Annotated in this window: 12 protein-coding genes; 7 read left to right on the top strand and 5 right to left on the bottom strand. The window is 64.1% G+C overall.

Features of this window, described 5'->3' with window-relative positions:
* Positions 1 to 5: 5 nt before the first annotated feature.
* The 7 genes from DEH80_RS00445 (at position 6) to DEH80_RS00415 (ending at position 8954) form a co-directional block, all read left to right on the top strand.
* On the top strand, positions 6 to 1223 hold the full coding sequence (locus DEH80_RS00445; protein WP_109718501.1) for a TadA family conjugal transfer-associated ATPase: 1218 nt from the start codon (positions 6 to 8) through the stop codon (positions 1221 to 1223).
* Complete coding sequence (locus DEH80_RS00440; protein ID WP_109718500.1) at positions 1220 to 2149, top strand: type II secretion system F family protein; 930 nt, start codon at positions 1220 to 1222, stop codon at positions 2147 to 2149. Before DEH80_RS00445 ends, DEH80_RS00440 begins: the two co-directional genes overlap by 4 nt.
* The gene (locus DEH80_RS00435; protein ID WP_109718499.1) at positions 2149 to 3063 is read left to right on the top strand and encodes a type II secretion system F family protein; all 915 of its coding nucleotides are present in this window, start codon (positions 2149 to 2151) and stop codon (positions 3061 to 3063) included. The genes DEH80_RS00440 and DEH80_RS00435 overlap by 1 nt, the downstream gene beginning before the upstream one ends.
* Positions 3060 to 3737 carry a tetratricopeptide repeat protein gene (locus DEH80_RS00430; RefSeq protein WP_109718498.1) on the top strand — a complete coding sequence of 226 codons (678 nt, stop codon included), beginning with the start codon at positions 3060 to 3062 and terminating at the stop codon, positions 3735 to 3737. Before DEH80_RS00435 ends, DEH80_RS00430 begins: the two co-directional genes overlap by 4 nt.
* Before the next feature lie 13 nt (positions 3738 to 3750).
* On the top strand, positions 3751 to 4017 hold the full coding sequence (locus DEH80_RS17260; RefSeq protein ID WP_165831196.1) for a DUF3613 domain-containing protein: 267 nt from the start codon (positions 3751 to 3753) through the stop codon (positions 4015 to 4017).
* Positions 4017 to 5687, top strand: coding sequence for a TadG family pilus assembly protein (locus DEH80_RS00420; RefSeq protein WP_109718496.1), 1671 nt, complete (start codon positions 4017 to 4019; stop codon positions 5685 to 5687). Before DEH80_RS17260 ends, DEH80_RS00420 begins: the two co-directional genes overlap by 1 nt.
* A 237-nt stretch (positions 5688 to 5924) precedes the next feature.
* The gene (locus tag DEH80_RS00415; RefSeq protein WP_109718495.1) at positions 5925 to 8954 is read left to right on the top strand and encodes a sensor domain-containing protein; all 3030 of its coding nucleotides are present in this window, start codon (positions 5925 to 5927) and stop codon (positions 8952 to 8954) included.
* 18 nt (positions 8955 to 8972) lie between these two features.
* Here the strand turns inward: DEH80_RS00415 and DEH80_RS00410 are convergent, their stop codons facing one another.
* The 5 genes from DEH80_RS00410 to DEH80_RS00390 are packed head-to-tail and all read right to left on the bottom strand — an operon-like array spanning position 8973 to position 14635.
* Positions 8973 to 9413 (bottom strand): universal stress protein, encoded by a 441-nt coding sequence (locus DEH80_RS00410; protein ID WP_109718494.1) that lies wholly within the window; start codon positions 9411 to 9413, stop codon positions 8973 to 8975.
* Positions 9414 to 9446: 33 nt separating this feature from the next.
* Positions 9447 to 10229 carry a 16S rRNA (adenine(1518)-N(6)/adenine(1519)-N(6))-dimethyltransferase RsmA gene (gene rsmA, locus DEH80_RS00405; protein WP_109718493.1) on the bottom strand — a complete coding sequence of 261 codons (783 nt, stop codon included), beginning with the start codon at positions 10227 to 10229 and terminating at the stop codon, positions 9447 to 9449.
* The gene (gene pdxA, locus DEH80_RS00400) at positions 10226 to 11209 is read right to left on the bottom strand and encodes a 4-hydroxythreonine-4-phosphate dehydrogenase PdxA (RefSeq protein WP_109718492.1); all 984 of its coding nucleotides are present in this window, start codon (positions 11207 to 11209) and stop codon (positions 10226 to 10228) included. Before pdxA ends, rsmA begins: the two co-directional genes overlap by 4 nt.
* Before the next feature lie 11 nt (positions 11210 to 11220).
* Positions 11221 to 12573, bottom strand: coding sequence for a peptidylprolyl isomerase (locus DEH80_RS00395; RefSeq protein ID WP_279323107.1), 1353 nt, complete (start codon positions 12571 to 12573; stop codon positions 11221 to 11223).
* Positions 12574 to 12613: 40 nt separating this feature from the next.
* Entirely contained in the window at positions 12614 to 14635 is a 2022-nt protein-coding gene (locus DEH80_RS00390) for an LPS-assembly protein LptD (protein WP_165831195.1), read from the bottom strand.
* Between the last annotated feature and the right edge of the window lie 46 nt (positions 14636 to 14681).

The raw sequence follows: 14681 nt of genomic DNA, 5'->3' as shown, positions 1-14681 counted from the left end.
CTCTCATGAGTGCGCAGGACGACCAGCGTTTCCGCCTCAGCGAGCAGTACCAGACGCTGAAGTCGGCGATTCACCGCCATTTGATCGGGCTGATCGACGAGCGCAATCTGGATGTGGACCGATTGACTGCACAGCAGGTGCAGCAGCTCTGCCTCGATCAGGTCAGGCGCTACGTGCTCGACCAGAAGCTGCCGGTCAATCAACGCGAGGTGGAGATACTGTCTCGCGACGCGCGCCACGAACTCATCGGCTACGGGCCGATCCAGGAGCTGGTCGACGATGACGCCGTAGATGACATCGTGGTCAATGGCCCCGCTCAGGTCTTTGTTGAGCGGGCGGGCCGTCTGGCCGAGGTGCCGGTCCGGTTCATGGACGATGCCCATGTGGTGCGCGTGATTCAGCGCATCCTCGCGCCGTTGGGGCGGCGGGTCGACGAATCCACGCCGATGGTGGATGCGCGCTTGCCGGATGGCTCGCGTGTGAACGCCATCATTCCTCCGATCGCGCTCAACGGGCCCTGCGTCTCGATCCGAAAATTTCGCAAGCGACCGCTGACCAGCACGGAGCTGCTGGCCAACGGCACCGTCAGCGAGCCGGTGCTGGACTACCTGCAGATGCGCGTGCAAAACCGCGCGAATTTGCTGGTCGTGGGTGGCACAGGGTCGGGTAAGACCACGTTGTTGAATCTGCTGTCGGGCTGGATTCCCGATGCAGAGCGTGTCGTGACCATTGAGGACGCCGCCGAGCTGCGCCTAGACCATGCGCATACCGTGCGTCTGGAATCACGACCGCCCAACCTGGAGGGTGAACGGGCCGTCACCACGCGCGATCTGGTCCGCAACGCGCTGCGAATGCGACCGGACCGAATCATTGTTGGCGAGGTGCGCGGGGACGAGGTGCTCGACATGCTGCAGGCCATGAACACCGGGCATGACGGCTCCATGACCACCTTGCATGCCAACAGTTGTGCCGATGCTATCCACCGCTTGGAGCTGCTGGCAGGTTTCGCAGGGTTTACCGGAACCGAAGTGACGCTGCGCGGACAAGTGGTTAGCGCCATTGACTTGATGGTGCATGTTTCTCGCCTACCTGATGGCGCCCGGCGCCTGATGTCCATCACCGAAATTCGAGGCATCCAGGACGGCCACGTGGAGCTGGCCGATGTGTTTCGGTTCGATGCCGCCGCGGCGGCGCACATCGATTTGCGTGGGCAGTCCGCGTGATCGGTCTCATCGTCGGATTGGTGTTTGCGATCGTCTGCGTTGCCGCAGCCCTGTGGCTGTACGCTGCCGCAAGCCAGCGACAAGAGCGAGAGGACGTCTTGTTGCGGCTGCGTGCCATGGGCGCCGCGCCCGCTGAGGCACGGCGTCTGCGACTGCGCACGAGCGACATTCGAAACCCGCTATCGCGCTGGGTGCTGCATCAGTTCTGGCGGGCTGGCGTCCAGTTGGATCCTGCGCGGCTGCGTCTGGTCTGGATCGGCTTACCGTTGTCCGCCCTGTTAATCGCGCTGCTTTTCGGCGTTTCGATGATGCTGTTGGTGCTGATGATCGCCGGGCTGCTGTTGCATTTGTACCTGGGTCGTCGCGCTGCGGCTCGACGCAACGACATCATGGAACAGCTGCCTGATTTTCTGGATCAGATTCTCCGGGCCTTGTCCGCTGGCAACTCCCTGGAGGATGCATTGGCCGAATCGGCACGGGATGCGCGTAATCCCGTGCGCGAGGTTTTTCTGACCATTAGCCGACAGGTTCGTCTTGGCGCCCCCGTGGAGGAAGCGCTGGCCCGTCAGGCAGACATCCACGAATTAACCGATCTCCACGTCCTGGCCATGGCAGCCAGTGTGAATCGTCAATATGGCGGCAGTCTGCGTCGTATCGTCAAGAGCCTGGTGCATGCCATTCGCAGCAGGGACTCCGCGGCCCGCGAGCTGCGGGCCTTGACCGCCGAAACGCGTCTGTCGGCCACGGCGTTGGTGGTGATCACCGTGGGACTGACCCTCTACGTCTGGACCCAGAATCCTGACTACTACGCTGAGATGTGGTCCGGCTTCGGGACGCGGCTCATGCTGCTCGCCTCGGTGCTGCTTCAGGCATCGGGCATTGCCATCATCTACTCCATGGTCCGCTCATCCTGGGGGGCGGATTGATGTTCCCGACGCTGGTCATGATTGCGGTGGTCGGCTTGATGCTTGGCGCCGGCTTGCTTCTGCTGAGCGCGATCTCGGGGCGGCGCATGCAGCGGCTGGAGTCACGGGTCACCGGTCTGGCGCCCGCCGATGATGGTGAGGCCGGGCAGGGCGTTTTGCTGTCGCAGTTGGCCAGGGGCGGGCGCCGGGTCGAGCAGTGGATGGACACCCAGGAAGAAACGGCGCGGCTATTCGTGCAGGCAGGCTGGCGACGCCCCCAGTCCCGGGTGCTCTTCTACGCCACGCAGGCTGGCCTGCCGCTGGCAGCGGGCGCCGGTGTCATCGTGGCCTGGGCCAGTGGGGCGAGCGGCTGGTCACTGGGTGAATTCGCGATGGCCTTGTTTGCTGCGGTGGCGATCGCTTTGCTGCTGCCCAAGTATCTGCTCAAGCGTCGGGCCGAACGCCGGCGTCGCCGCATGCGGCACGAGGTGCCGATGTTTATTCACCTGCTCATGCTGCTGTTCGAAGCCGGACTGTCGACCCGCCAGGCGCTGCAAAGCCTGATTCGTGAGGCACAAGGCGTCTTGCCGGTGTTGAATGAGGAGATGGCGATTGTCCTTCGACAGATCGAGGCGGGCGGAGACACGGCACAGATTCTCAAACAGCTGGGCGCTACCATGGAGGTGGGTGAGCTCGAAACCGTCTTGTCGGTTCTCCGGCAAGCCGATCGCTATGGCGGCGAGCTACGCGAGCCATTGTCCGAGGCGCTGGCGGTAATGGAAGAGCGACGCGTGTTCGAGATGCGCGAGGCCGTCAACAGGCTGTCCGGCCGCATGACGGTGGTGATGGTCCTGTTTTTTCTCCCGGCCTTGTTGATCTTCGTCGCGGGCCCACCGTTTGTGTCCATCTTCCATGTGCTGGGGGCTGCGCAATGAGCCGTACCGGGCTTGTCTTGCTGGGCCTGGCCTGTCTTGTCGGTTGTCAGTCGACTCCCAAAACACCTGACGAGGCCGTGCGGGTCGCGAATCAGGACGACACCGAACAGGTCCATACTGAGCTGGTCCGGCAGATGATTGCGCAGCGCAAGTACTTTGCGGCTCGCGCACATGTCGACGCATTGGCGCTCGAGCATGGAGAGACGCCCGAAATCCGCCTGCTACGTGCGGATTGCATGCGCCATCTCGGGGAGTTCGAGGCGGCCCAAGCGGGCTATCAATCGCTACTGAACGGACCGTACGCGGCCGAGGCAGCGCACGGCATGGGCCTGTTGCTGGCGAGCCGTCACCTCACGGCGGCCATCTCCTATCTGCAACGTGCGGTGTTTCTCAGGCCGACGCACGCTGCCGCCCGCAATGACCTCGGTTATGCGATGATGCTCATGGGTCAATATGATAAGGCCCTGCGCGAGTTGTCGACGGCGCTTGAATTGGCGCCGGGCGATGACCGTCCGTTGCGCAACTTGGTGTTGCTCCACCATTTGCGGGGTGATCACGCCCGGGCCGCGACACTGGGGCACAACGGAGGCTTGTCGGACACGAGCCTCGCGCAACTGCGGCGTCAGGCCGAGGAGCTTGCGCTCGATCAGGCGCATGACGCGAATGGACAGTAGGCGGGAGGACAGCATGAACACTGTTCGAGGTTTCTGGATGGCGACGTTGCTCATGGCAGCGACGAGCGCCTATGCACAGCCCCCGGCGCCGGCGTCGGGCGAGGCCACCCGCGCCTGGCTTGATCTCCAAACGTCAGGTCGTCAGGCAACCCAGGCCGAGCGTCCCATGGAGGGCGAAGTGGCCGATCGCGTTTATCAGCGTTATCTCGACAGCTACACGCATCCCATCCCCTTGCAGTTTCCGCGGGAACAGTTCGCTGCGGAGAGTGGCGGGTCGTGATGAGCTGGCAGCGTCAGCGTGGCGCTGCAGCGGTGTTTGCAGCGCTTGCCATTGTGGCGGCTGTATCGGCGTTCAGTCTGGTGTTCCATGCCGCCCAGCTCTACCTGGCCAAGCGTGATTTGCAGCGCATGACCAACATGGCCGCCCTGGATGCCGCCATGGTCGTGGGTGGCTGTGTGGATGGCCGGCTTGAGGATGTTGCGGCGCTGGCCCGGGAGCAGGCGCGCCAGTCGGTTCTCCGCAACGGGAACCTCGCGGCCGTGAATTGGCTGCAAGATGGCGAAGTCGTCATCGGCGAGCTGACCCGGGAAGGCGGGCTGCGCAGCGTGACTTCGCCGCGTCGGAGCGATCGAACGCCCGCGGTCCGGGTGACGATGAGCCGTCCGCAGCCAGGCTTTCTGACCCAGGCCTTCGGCGAACCGTCGGGGGCCCGTGTCGTGGCCTCGGCCAGTGCGGTGGCCGGTCCGGCTGTGACCCCGCGTGTCGGCAGCTACGTGTTCCAGGCGGACAGTGGGGAGGAGTCCACGGTCGGCCGTTTTCTGTATGCGAGTTTTCTTGGTGGTGGCACCCGAGCCGAACTCAGCGTTGCAGGCTACCAGGGGTTGTTCGACACCCAGGTACAGGTCGGCCAGCTGGTGCGCAACGGAACGACCCTGCTGGATGGTGAGGACATCCTGACGTCCAACGTGGAGTTCTTGCTGGGCGACTTTGTCAACGCGGTGTACCAGACGGTGGCTGGCGAGCTGCCGGCCATGGTGGATCGGGTTCTCAGCGATATCGTCACCGGACTGGATCCGGCACTTACTGTCGTGCCGGCCGAGGTCTTCGACATTGTCGGTGACCCGAATGCGATCGACGATGCACTGTTCTTAAACGTGGGCAATATTGTCGAGACGGCTGTGTTGGTGGCGAACAGCAACATCCCGATTGACCTTGCGCCCATCCTCGGGCTGCCGGGTGTTGCGACCGTTGTCCCGCGGATTCGCGTGATCGATCCGGGGGCGGTGACGGTCGGTGGCGACTTGTTCTCCGAGGAAGGCGAGCCGCTGACGCGTGCCAGCACGGCGCAGGTCACCCTGGATGCCGACATCTCGCTGCTGGGGACCACGCCTGGCAATGCGCTGCTGGATCTGAAGTTGCATGCGGCGCTGGCGCGCGCGTCCGCGGCGGTCACCGACATCCGTTGTGCCACCACGGCCCGGCCGTACCACGAGGTCGATGTGGAGACCGTGTCAACGCTGGCGGCAGTTGAACTTCGTGATGTCAGCCTGAACCTACCGGCCTTGCTCGGCGGGGTGCAATCCCTTGGTGGGACCGTGGTCTCGGTCGATTCAACGCATACCGAGCCACTGACCTTCGGCGGCCCTGGTGTGACCTATCCGCAGACGCTGTCGGCACCGGCCGTCAGCGATGATCTGGTCCCGGCCGTTGGCGCTGCACTGGGCGATCTGGTTCGCCGTGCGGAGATACCGTTGCTACCCGGGCCGTTGCAGGGACAGTTGGAGGTCTTGCTCCGCGATGTCGTGGTCGGGCTGGCTGATGCGACCTTGGAGGATTCGCTCACACGGGCGTTCGGTGAGTTGGGTCTTCGGGTCGCGGGTGCGGATGTCACCATCGAGTCCGTCTCGGTGCAGCGGCCCACCTTGCTGACGCATCAGCAGCCCAGCTAGCCACAGGATTCATCAGCGCGTCAGGGTTGCGGCAGGCGACCAGCAGCAGAGGGAGAGGGACTATTACGGATCAACCCGTTGCGGCGGCAGGGGGCGAGCATCGCTGGGCCAGGTCCGGTCGTACGGAGCGTTCGGCAAGGCGAAGGTGGCGCGGCGCGCGCTGCTGTTGGGCTAAGGCCGGTCAGCTCCTTTGCGGGCGACCAGCCTGGCGCAGCATGAAACGGTCGGCTTAACCCGATGGCGTGGTTTCGTCTCACAGCGTTGGTACTGGCCGCTGCCCTGTTGCTGGTGATCTACCAGGCGATGGGCCAGCTGCAACAACTCCATGCCGAGCGCCTGAACCGGGTCGAAGCGCAGCTAACGGTGGCCGCTACCCGACTGAATCAACTGCTGAGCGTCGGTGACCAAAGTGCTGTTCAGGTCCGGCTCCATCGCCTGGTCGGTGGCAGCGAGGGTGCCGTGCTCGCCGCACGTGTCATCGATATCCGGGGGCGGCCGATCGCGCAGGTGCAGCCAGACGCTTCGCACCGGCCAAGCATCTGGCCCGCCTGGGCGGTCGAGCCGGTTCAGGATCAGTTACACGCTTGGCTGACGACGCCGAGGCGTTTGCGATTGGCGACGGCGGACAGCGGTCTTGGCTACCTGATTGCCGATGTCACCGACGCCTGGTTCTGGCCGCCGGGGCATCCGGTCGATCAATTGACCTATCTGCGGGCTGTTATTGCGGCACTGGTTGCCGCCGCGGCGGCCATCTGGTTGTTCCTGGCGGCGTGGTTGCCTGTTGGGAGCAAGGCGGGCGCGCGAACCCTGGAGGCGGCTCCGGGGTCGATGGAGAGCGCAGCATCCGACCCGATCATGCCCACCTCGCGCAGGCTGGCGCAGTGGTTCGAATTATTGGGCTACGCCGTGATTGTCACGGATACGCGCCACCGCGTGCGCTGGATGAACGAGCGGGCAACAACACTGACCGCATGGCGTCTGGAGGATGCGCGTCGACAGCTGGTGTATTCGGTGTTTCGTCCGGCTTCCGGCGAAGACGGGGTCGAGGCGACGCCGGGGGAGCTTGCCCTGCAAACAGGCCAGGATGTCGGTCGCCTAGTGATGGATATGATCGACCGGCAGGGGCAGGTGTTGTCGGTGGAGGCCGGGGCTTCGCGGCTGATGCAACAGGATCGCGTCATTGGCGTCGTGCTGTTTTTCCGCGAAGCCACGATGCGTGGGCAGCAAGCCCGCGTGGTTCAGGATACGCAGGATCTCATCCTGTCCCGATTGGGTGAGGGGGTCGTGACCGTCACCCGGGCCGGCACGGTGGATTATGCGAACCCGCATGCGGCCCGCATGTTCGGCTACGCGCCCGATGATTTGCCGGGGACCGCACTGAGTAAGCTGCTGCCGGTTCCGTTCCTCAATTCGCCCGACATCCAGCTGGAGCACTATGTCGGGACCGACGATGGCAGCCGTCCGCGTGTGGTGGGCTGGCGCAAGGACGCCACGACGTTTGCAATTGATCTCAGTGTCAGCCGGCTCCCCGCGTCAGGCGCTGCGCAGTACTTGCTGGTCTTGCGAGAACGGCCTGCGGATTCCGGTGCGGCGGAGCTATCTCAGCGGCTGGGTCGACTGTTCGACAGCGCTGGCGAAGAGGTCTACATCTTCGATGCCCAAACGCTTTACTTTCTCGATGCCAATCGGGGTGCCCGGGCAATGCTCGGGTATGACCGGGAGCGGCTGCTACGCATGACCCCGCTGGATCTCGCCCCCGGCCTGGACGAGCAGCAGTTCCATGCGCACCTATCCAGCCTGCAGTCTGGAGACGTGGAATCGGTGACCTACCAGACGGAGCATCGCCGTGCGGATGGTGCTAGCTACCCGGTGGAAATCACGTTGTCATACTCGCAGGGCGAGCAGCCGCCGGTGTTTCTTGCGATTGCCGAGGAGATCACGGCCCGCCGCGAAGCCGAAGCGCGACTGCAATTCATTGCCCACCATGATGTCTTGACCGAACTGCCCAACCGGCTCCTGTTCATGGATCGGCTCGACCAGGGCATGCGTCGTTGTGACCGCACGGGCCGGCTGCTGGCGCTGGTCTTCGTTGATCTTGATTTGTTCAAGCGGGTGAACGACACCCTCGGCCATGAAATCGGTGACGGCCTGCTGCATGCCGTCGGCCAGCGTTTGCTCGAGAACGTCCGGGTGACCGACACCGTGGCACGGCTGGCAGGCGACGAGTTCACGTTGCTGCTCAACGGGGTCGTCGATCAGGCCGATGTGGAGCGCATCGCCGACAAGTTGCTGCATGCCTTCGAAGCACCCTTCCAGATCGACCAGCACGCGATCACGATTGGCATCAGCATGGGCATTGCGATTTATCCGCTGGACCCGGTGGATGCCAAGACGCTACTGCGCCACGCGGACGAGGCCATGTATGCGGTCAAACGCGCCGGGCGCGGCAACTACCGCGTCTTTGACGCTGCGGTGACGCCGGATGCCGAGCGGACGCTGCACATCGAACAAGTCCTGCGTAATGCCATCGCCCTGGACGAGATCGAGATACTCGCCGAACCGGTGGTGCGGCTTGCCGACCGGCAACTGGCCGGGGTGCGCGTGCGGGTGGAGTGGACGCCGCCAGATATCGGCCGCGTCGAACAGGCCGAGCTCTACGATGCAGCCCAGCGCACGGGCGTGCTGGAACAACTGGAACTTCGGTTGTTACGTGGCGCATGCGAGTTGTACCAGGGCCTGAACCAGGACAGTCGCGCGGGGACCTGGCCGTTTCTGGTCAGCCTGTCGACCTGGCAACTGCGTAGACGAGACTTCGCCATCAAGGTTGCCGACCTCTTGCAGCGTCACGAGATGCCGGGCACGCGACTGGTGTTGGGACTGGAGGAGGGCGGGTTACTCGATGTGCTGGAGGGCGCGACCGGAGGGTTTTCCGTCTTGCGTGAACTGGGCGTCGAGTTCGATATTCTCTCGTTTGGCGCGGGCTACCAGCGTTTGGGGCGCATGGCCCAGTGCCCGATCCGCTTTGCGAGTTTGCCGGACGACGTGGTTCACGCACTGCCCGATCCTGCGGCCATGGCAACCGTCGGGACATTGCTGGCAACTGCGCGGGGCTTCGGTGCCGATGTGCTCGCCGGGGGCGTGTCGAGCGAGTCGGTCGTCGAACACCTGAGCACGGCAGGTGTGGTCCTGGGCCATGGGCCGGCACTGGCGCCCGTTGTGCGTGAGGCCGAGTTCCAGACCCTGGTCAAGGCGCTGCCCTCGGGATAAGGCGCCGCCGGGTATTGGTTAGTCGGTGGGCAGATGGACCGCCAGAATGTCGCAGGTCGCCGAGTGCAACACCCGGTCCTCGGTGCGACTGAACAACACCCCAATGCCGTGTCGTTCGTGGTTGCCGATTACGATGAGATCAGCCTGCTGCTCCTTCGCGACTTCCACAATCTCGTCTTGGGTGGCGCCGATCCGCACGATCTGGTGCTGGGGCTGGATCGACAGTTCCTCGCACAGCTCGGCCAGTCGACTTTCCGCCTGCTTGGCCAGTTCATCGGTCACTTCCATCGGGGTCGGAGACAACGTATCTCCGACCGGATCCAGCGGGAGATACTCCACCACATGCAACACCGTCATCCGCGCCTTATGTAGCGCTGCGGTGAACGCAGCCCGCTTCAGGACGATGTGGCTGTGCTGGCGCAGGTCGACTGGTACCAGAATGTGCGTGTACTCGCTCATGGGTCTCCTCTCCTCGACACCGTTGTTTCGACGTTAGCGTGTTTGCTCCGAGGCTGCCACCGCTGCACCCAGCGCGGCGAACTCGGCCGGTTCGATGGTCTCCGGGCGGGCAGACGGATTGACACCACAGGCCTCGATCTGGTCTCGAGTCAGCACGGACTTGAGGCCGTTGGCCAGTGTCTTGCGGCGTGCTGAGAAAGCCAGTCGCACCACGGTTTCGAAGGCGTCGGGGGCCGCGACGGGAAACGCCGGCTGTCGCGGCACCAAACGAACCACGGCGGAGTCGACCTTGGGCGGTGGTGAAAATGCGCCCGGCCCAATCTTCAATACGGACTGGGCCGACGCCTTGGCTGCACGCATGACGCTCAGGCGCCCATAAGCAGCCGTGCCTGCGGTGGCCGCCAGACGGTCCACCACCTCTTTTTGCAGCATGAAATGCATGTCGACCACGCCGGGCAGCGCCAGCAGCCGGAAGATCAACGGCGTGGAGATGTTGTAGGGCAGATTGCCGACCAGCCGGAGTGGCGTCGGCTGCAAACAATCCAGCGGTGCCTTGAGAACATCATCCTCGATCAGCGTAAATCGCGGATGTGCGGCGTATCGCGCCCGCAAGCTGGCAGCTAGGTCGCGGTCGATTTCCACCGCGGTGAGCTGCGCACCGGTCGCCAGCAAGGGCTCGGTAATCGCGCCCTGGCCCGGGCCGATCTCCACCAGGTGGTCGCCAGGTTCCGGCCGGATGGCGTCGACGATACGTGCGATGGTGTTGCGGTCGTGCAAAAAATGCTGACCGAATCGCTTACGGGCGCGATGGCTCATGGCGCCAGTGTGGCGGCCAGGCGCATGGCCACGCCCAGGCTGTGCGGGTCTGCCTTACCGGTACCGGCCACGTCCAGCGCGGTGCCGTGATCGACGGAGGTGCGGACAATCGGTAGACCCAGGGTGACGTTCACGACCTCTCCGAAATCCAACGCTTTGATCACCGGGAGCCCCTGGTCGTGATACATGGCCACGAATGCATCGGTATCGGCACGGTAATGGGTATTGAACAGCGTGTCGGCCGGGTAGGGCCCGGACACGTCCAGTCCCTGCTCACGGCAGGTTTCGATGGCAGGACGGATGATCGCATCATCCTCATGGCCCAGGTGGCCGTCTTCGCCTGCATGGGGATTGAGTCCGGCGACGCGGATACGCGGCGTGCTGATGCGGAATCGTGACTGCAAGTCCTCTGCGGTGATCCGAATCACGGCCTCCACAGATGCCGTCGTGATCGCGTCAGGCACCTGACGCAGGGGCAGATGGGTGGTGGCCAACGCCACACGCAGCGTGGGGCCCGCCAACATCATCACCGGCCGCATGCCGCCGAGCTGGCGCGCCACCGCTTCGGTGTGCCCCGTAAAGGCGATGCCCGCCTCGTTAATGATGCTTTTCTGAATGGGGCCCGTGACCACGCCGCCGCAACGCTGCTCAGCCGCCCAGGCCACCGCTTGCTCCAGCGCGCCTAGCACATGCCGTGCCGTGGCGGGGTTGGGGTGGCCTGGCGTCACGGGGGTGCCGGCACGACGGGGAAACACCTGTAACACGCCAGCCTCGGGCGCCGTGGCCTGCTCGGGCGCATCGATGAGCCGACAGCGCACGGGCAGTCCAATCTGCTCGGCGCGGGCGGTGAGTACTTCAGGGTCGGCGATCACGAACCAGGGGCGGCCCGGGTCTTCGCCACAGGCCGCCAGGGTCAGGACGATGTCTGGCCCGATCCCCGCCGGCTCGCCGGGTGTGACGACCAGAGGGCGCACAGCCAAATGGTCCGGGTTCAGGACGGCTGCGAGCTGGCCTCGGAGCGCTCGCCCAGATTCAGGTCGGGCGCACTGCGCAGTTCCACATAGGCCTCGGCCCGCTGGCGTCGCAGCCAGTCTTCGTATTCCTCGGCAATCTTGCGCTGGCGAATGGCCATGCGTGCCTGATTGCGGGCAATGTCTTCGGCGCTGTCACGGGTGCGGCGCTCCAGCAGCTGCACAATGTGGATGCCGAACTGCGTTTCGAAGGGCTCGCTGATCTCCTTGGCCTCCAACTCGGCCAGCCGCTGTTCAAACTCGGGCACAAAGCTACCCGGTCCCTGCCAGCCCAGGTCCCCGCCCTGGTTGGCCGAGCCTGAATCATCGGAGTACTCGCGGGCGGCTTCGGCGAAGTCGCGCCCGCCCTTCAGCTCATCCAACAGTTCGGCTGCACGTTCTCGCGTTTCGTACTCGTCCCGAATTGCGTTGGGCTGTAACAAGATATGCCGTGCGCGGGTTTCGGTAATCAGCTGTGCGGCCTGACCACCACGCTGGTCAGCCAGTCGAATCAGGTTGTAGCCGCTGCCTGTTTCGATCACCGGGCTGACGCTGCCGACGCTCATGTCGTCGACCTCGTCGGCAAACAGTGTCGGCAATGCGCCGGCCGTCCGCCAACCCAGGTCGCCACCGTCCAGGGCCGTGGTCGCGTCGGAACGACTGATCGCCATCTGCGAAAAGCTGGCCCCGTCGATCACGGCCTGACGAATTTGCTCGGCTTCCGCGCGGGCCGCGACCCGGACATCATCCGTGCTGCCGTCCGGAACGGCGATCAGGATGTGCTCCAGCCGGTACTCGGTGGCCTGGTCGTTCTTGCGGGTCTTGGCCAGAAACGCGTCGATTTCACGATCGGTCACGCTGACGCGGGCATCGATCTCGCGCTGGCGCAGACTATTGGTCAGCAACTCGTTGCGAACCTGCTCCCGCACCATCAGAAAGTCCACGCCCTCGCTGCGCAGCGCGCGTGCGAATTCGCGGAGGTTCATGCCGTTCTGACGGGCAATGCCCTCCAATGCCTGGTTCAGTTCCTCATCACCGATACGGATGCCGCGCTGGGCCGCGCGTTGCGACTGGATCTCCTGCATGATCAGACGTTCACGCATCTGCTCCCGCAGTTCCGTGTCCGTCGGTGGCGTATTCCCCGAAGCGCGGATCTGGCGCTTGATCGAGTCCACGGCCTCTTCGAGCTGGCTATTGAGAATGACGTCTTCGTTGACGACAGCGACGACATAGTCGACCAGCTGCGCGGCTCGGGCCGGTGTCGATAGCGCGATGGTCAGCGCCACTGCGCTCATCAGATATTTCATGGTCGTTCGACTCTTGGCGGATTGCACATTATAGAGGGTGGACCGCGGGATGAGCGGTCCGGTTCGCCTACTCAGGCAGGAACTCACGGATACCCGCACCAATTCGCGACAGGCCAGTCAGTTCGAGCTGCAGGTAGAGGCTGGTATTAAACTCGCCTCGGGTGTTGGCGATATAACGTCGCCAGGCGATACGGCCCGTCCAGCAGCAGGCCTTGTACTCGGCCCCGATGACGGCCTCTCGGGTGCTGGCATCATCCAGGGCATAGTTCCAGCGACCCACGACCGACCACGTCTGGTTCAGCGGGAGCTGGACCACCAAGTCGGTTTGTTCCAGCAGATCGCGACGGAAGCGGTACCCGAGATCGAATCGGTAGCCGGGAATGGGCCGGAACTTCACCGAAGTATTGGCGCGATTGAGCTGGGCGCGGGCCGGGTCCCACTGTGCGCCCACTGCCAAGCGTAACCAGTCCATGGGCAACCAGCGCATGGTACCGACAATGTCCGAGTTCTCGTCGCCGCTGGTCTGAGGCTGATCGGGTAGCGTCACCTCCGACGGTTGGAAGCGGTAAATCTGGCCCAGCGCGGCTTCGAACCGTGTCTTGCCTGTGCCCAGTTCCAGCATGCGTGTTGTGAACGCCGCCGTAATTTGATTGGCGTCGGCAATGCGGTCGCGGCCCGAGAAACGGTTGCGTGAAAACAGCTGGACGAAGCTGAAATCCGGGTCGTCAGTTTCGAATAGCGGGATGGCGTCCTGGTCACGATAGGGCGTGTACAGGTAATAAATCCGCGGTTCCAGGGTTTGCACCAGGCCCGGGCTGGCAATGCGGTCAAAGCGCAGGCCTGCGTCCAGGCTGGCCGACGGCAACTGGCGCGTGATACTGCGAGGGCGGCCGTCGTTCCGATTGCGCAAATCGTAGGCGGTGTAGCGATAGTCCACCTGGCTGGCCACAAACCAGCCCACGGCATCGTGTCGAAGCCGCAGGAACGGCTTCACATCCAGACGCGTTCCTTCGATGGCATTGTCCCGCTCGAAGTTGACGTACTCGGTCTCCAGGCCCACGCGCATCTGGTACCAGTCGTTGGGTGACAGCGCATGCAGCTGCAGGCGGGGGAGTCGGCGGTAGGGCTCATCCGAGCGGGCCACCGTCCGGTCGATGGTCTGATAATCCTCGATGGTTAGCGCGGTAGAGAACCAAGCCGGTGCTTGGTAGGCGATGCGCCCTTCCCGTTTCAGGTGGGAAATGGCCGCCAGATCCAGCGTCGTGCCCAGGTCCTCGAAGTATCCCCGGTCGCTAACCTCCGTGAAGTCAGCGGCGATTTCCCAGCGGTCGGACAACACCCCCTGGTGCTCAAACCCGAACAGGGTGCGCCGTAGCTGCGCGGATTCATCATTCGGCAGGTATTCGTACTGCAGCTCACCGCGGCCGTGATCGAGCAGATAGCGACCCTGGGTCTGTAGCTGGGCGCCGCGTCGCGCCATGTAGCGTGGCGTGATCAGCGCGTCGTACCACGAGGCGATGTTCCAGTAGAACGGGGTGGATACATCGAAGCCGGTTTCGGCCGAGTCCCCGATGTCCGGCATCAAAAAGCCGGTGCGCCGACGGTCATCAATCGGGAAGTAGAAGTACGGCGCGTAAAGGATGGGCATGCCGAGAAAGTTCAGCCGGGCATGGCTGGCGGTGCCGAGGCCGGCCTCCGGGTCCAGCGTGATCTCCGATGCCTTCATCGTCCAGCCCTGGGCGGGCTGGGCACAGGTGGTGTACTCGACCCCCGTCATGGCGACACTGAGGTCGGCATCTAGATCGATCCGCTCCGCCTGGCCGCGGGCTCCGCGCTCGTACACGGTGAACTCGGCCTGCTCAAAGCGGGCCGTGGACTGGTCGATGTCCACCGATGCGTGCTCCGCGCCGATGGCATACTCGCTGTTCGCAAACTCGGCACCGCCTTCGGTCCGGGCCTCGCCTGTGCTGCGATCGTACTCGACGGCTGGCGCGCGAATGCGCTTGTCCTGAAAGCGCAGCGTGACATTGCCCTCCAACCGCGTGGTGCCGTCGGTACGCGCATCCAGCTGGTCGGCGCTGAGTTGCACGGTTGGTTCCGCGCGCAGTTCCGGCGCGGAGTCGGCGAAAATGGGA

The organism is Abyssibacter profundi, from assembly GCF_003151135.1.
GTDB lineage: Bacteria > Pseudomonadota > Gammaproteobacteria > Nevskiales > OUC007 > Abyssibacter > Abyssibacter profundi.
Note: the sequence above shows the minus strand (reverse complement) of the source record. Positions and strands in the feature narration are given on the sequence as shown.

Coding starts and splice junctions, on each gene's coding strand:
- DEH80_RS00445 (WP_109718501.1), top strand. CDS start 6: ATGAGTGCGCAGGACGACCAGCGTTTCCGCCTCAGCGAGCAGTACCAG.
- DEH80_RS00415 (WP_109718495.1), top strand. CDS start 5,925: ATGGCGTGGTTTCGTCTCACAGCGTTGGTACTGGCCGCTGCCCTGTTG.
- DEH80_RS17260 (WP_165831196.1), top strand. CDS start 3,751: ATGAACACTGTTCGAGGTTTCTGGATGGCGACGTTGCTCATGGCAGCG.
- DEH80_RS00410 (WP_109718494.1), bottom strand. CDS start 9,413: ATGAGCGAGTACACGCACATTCTGGTACCAGTCGACCTGCGCCAGCAC.
- DEH80_RS00430 (WP_109718498.1), top strand. CDS start 3,060: ATGAGCCGTACCGGGCTTGTCTTGCTGGGCCTGGCCTGTCTTGTCGGT.
- rsmA (WP_109718493.1), bottom strand. CDS start 10,229: ATGAGCCATCGCGCCCGTAAGCGATTCGGTCAGCATTTTTTGCACGAC.
- DEH80_RS00420 (WP_109718496.1), top strand. CDS start 4,017: ATGAGCTGGCAGCGTCAGCGTGGCGCTGCAGCGGTGTTTGCAGCGCTT.
- DEH80_RS00435 (WP_109718499.1), top strand. CDS start 2,149: ATGTTCCCGACGCTGGTCATGATTGCGGTGGTCGGCTTGATGCTTGGC.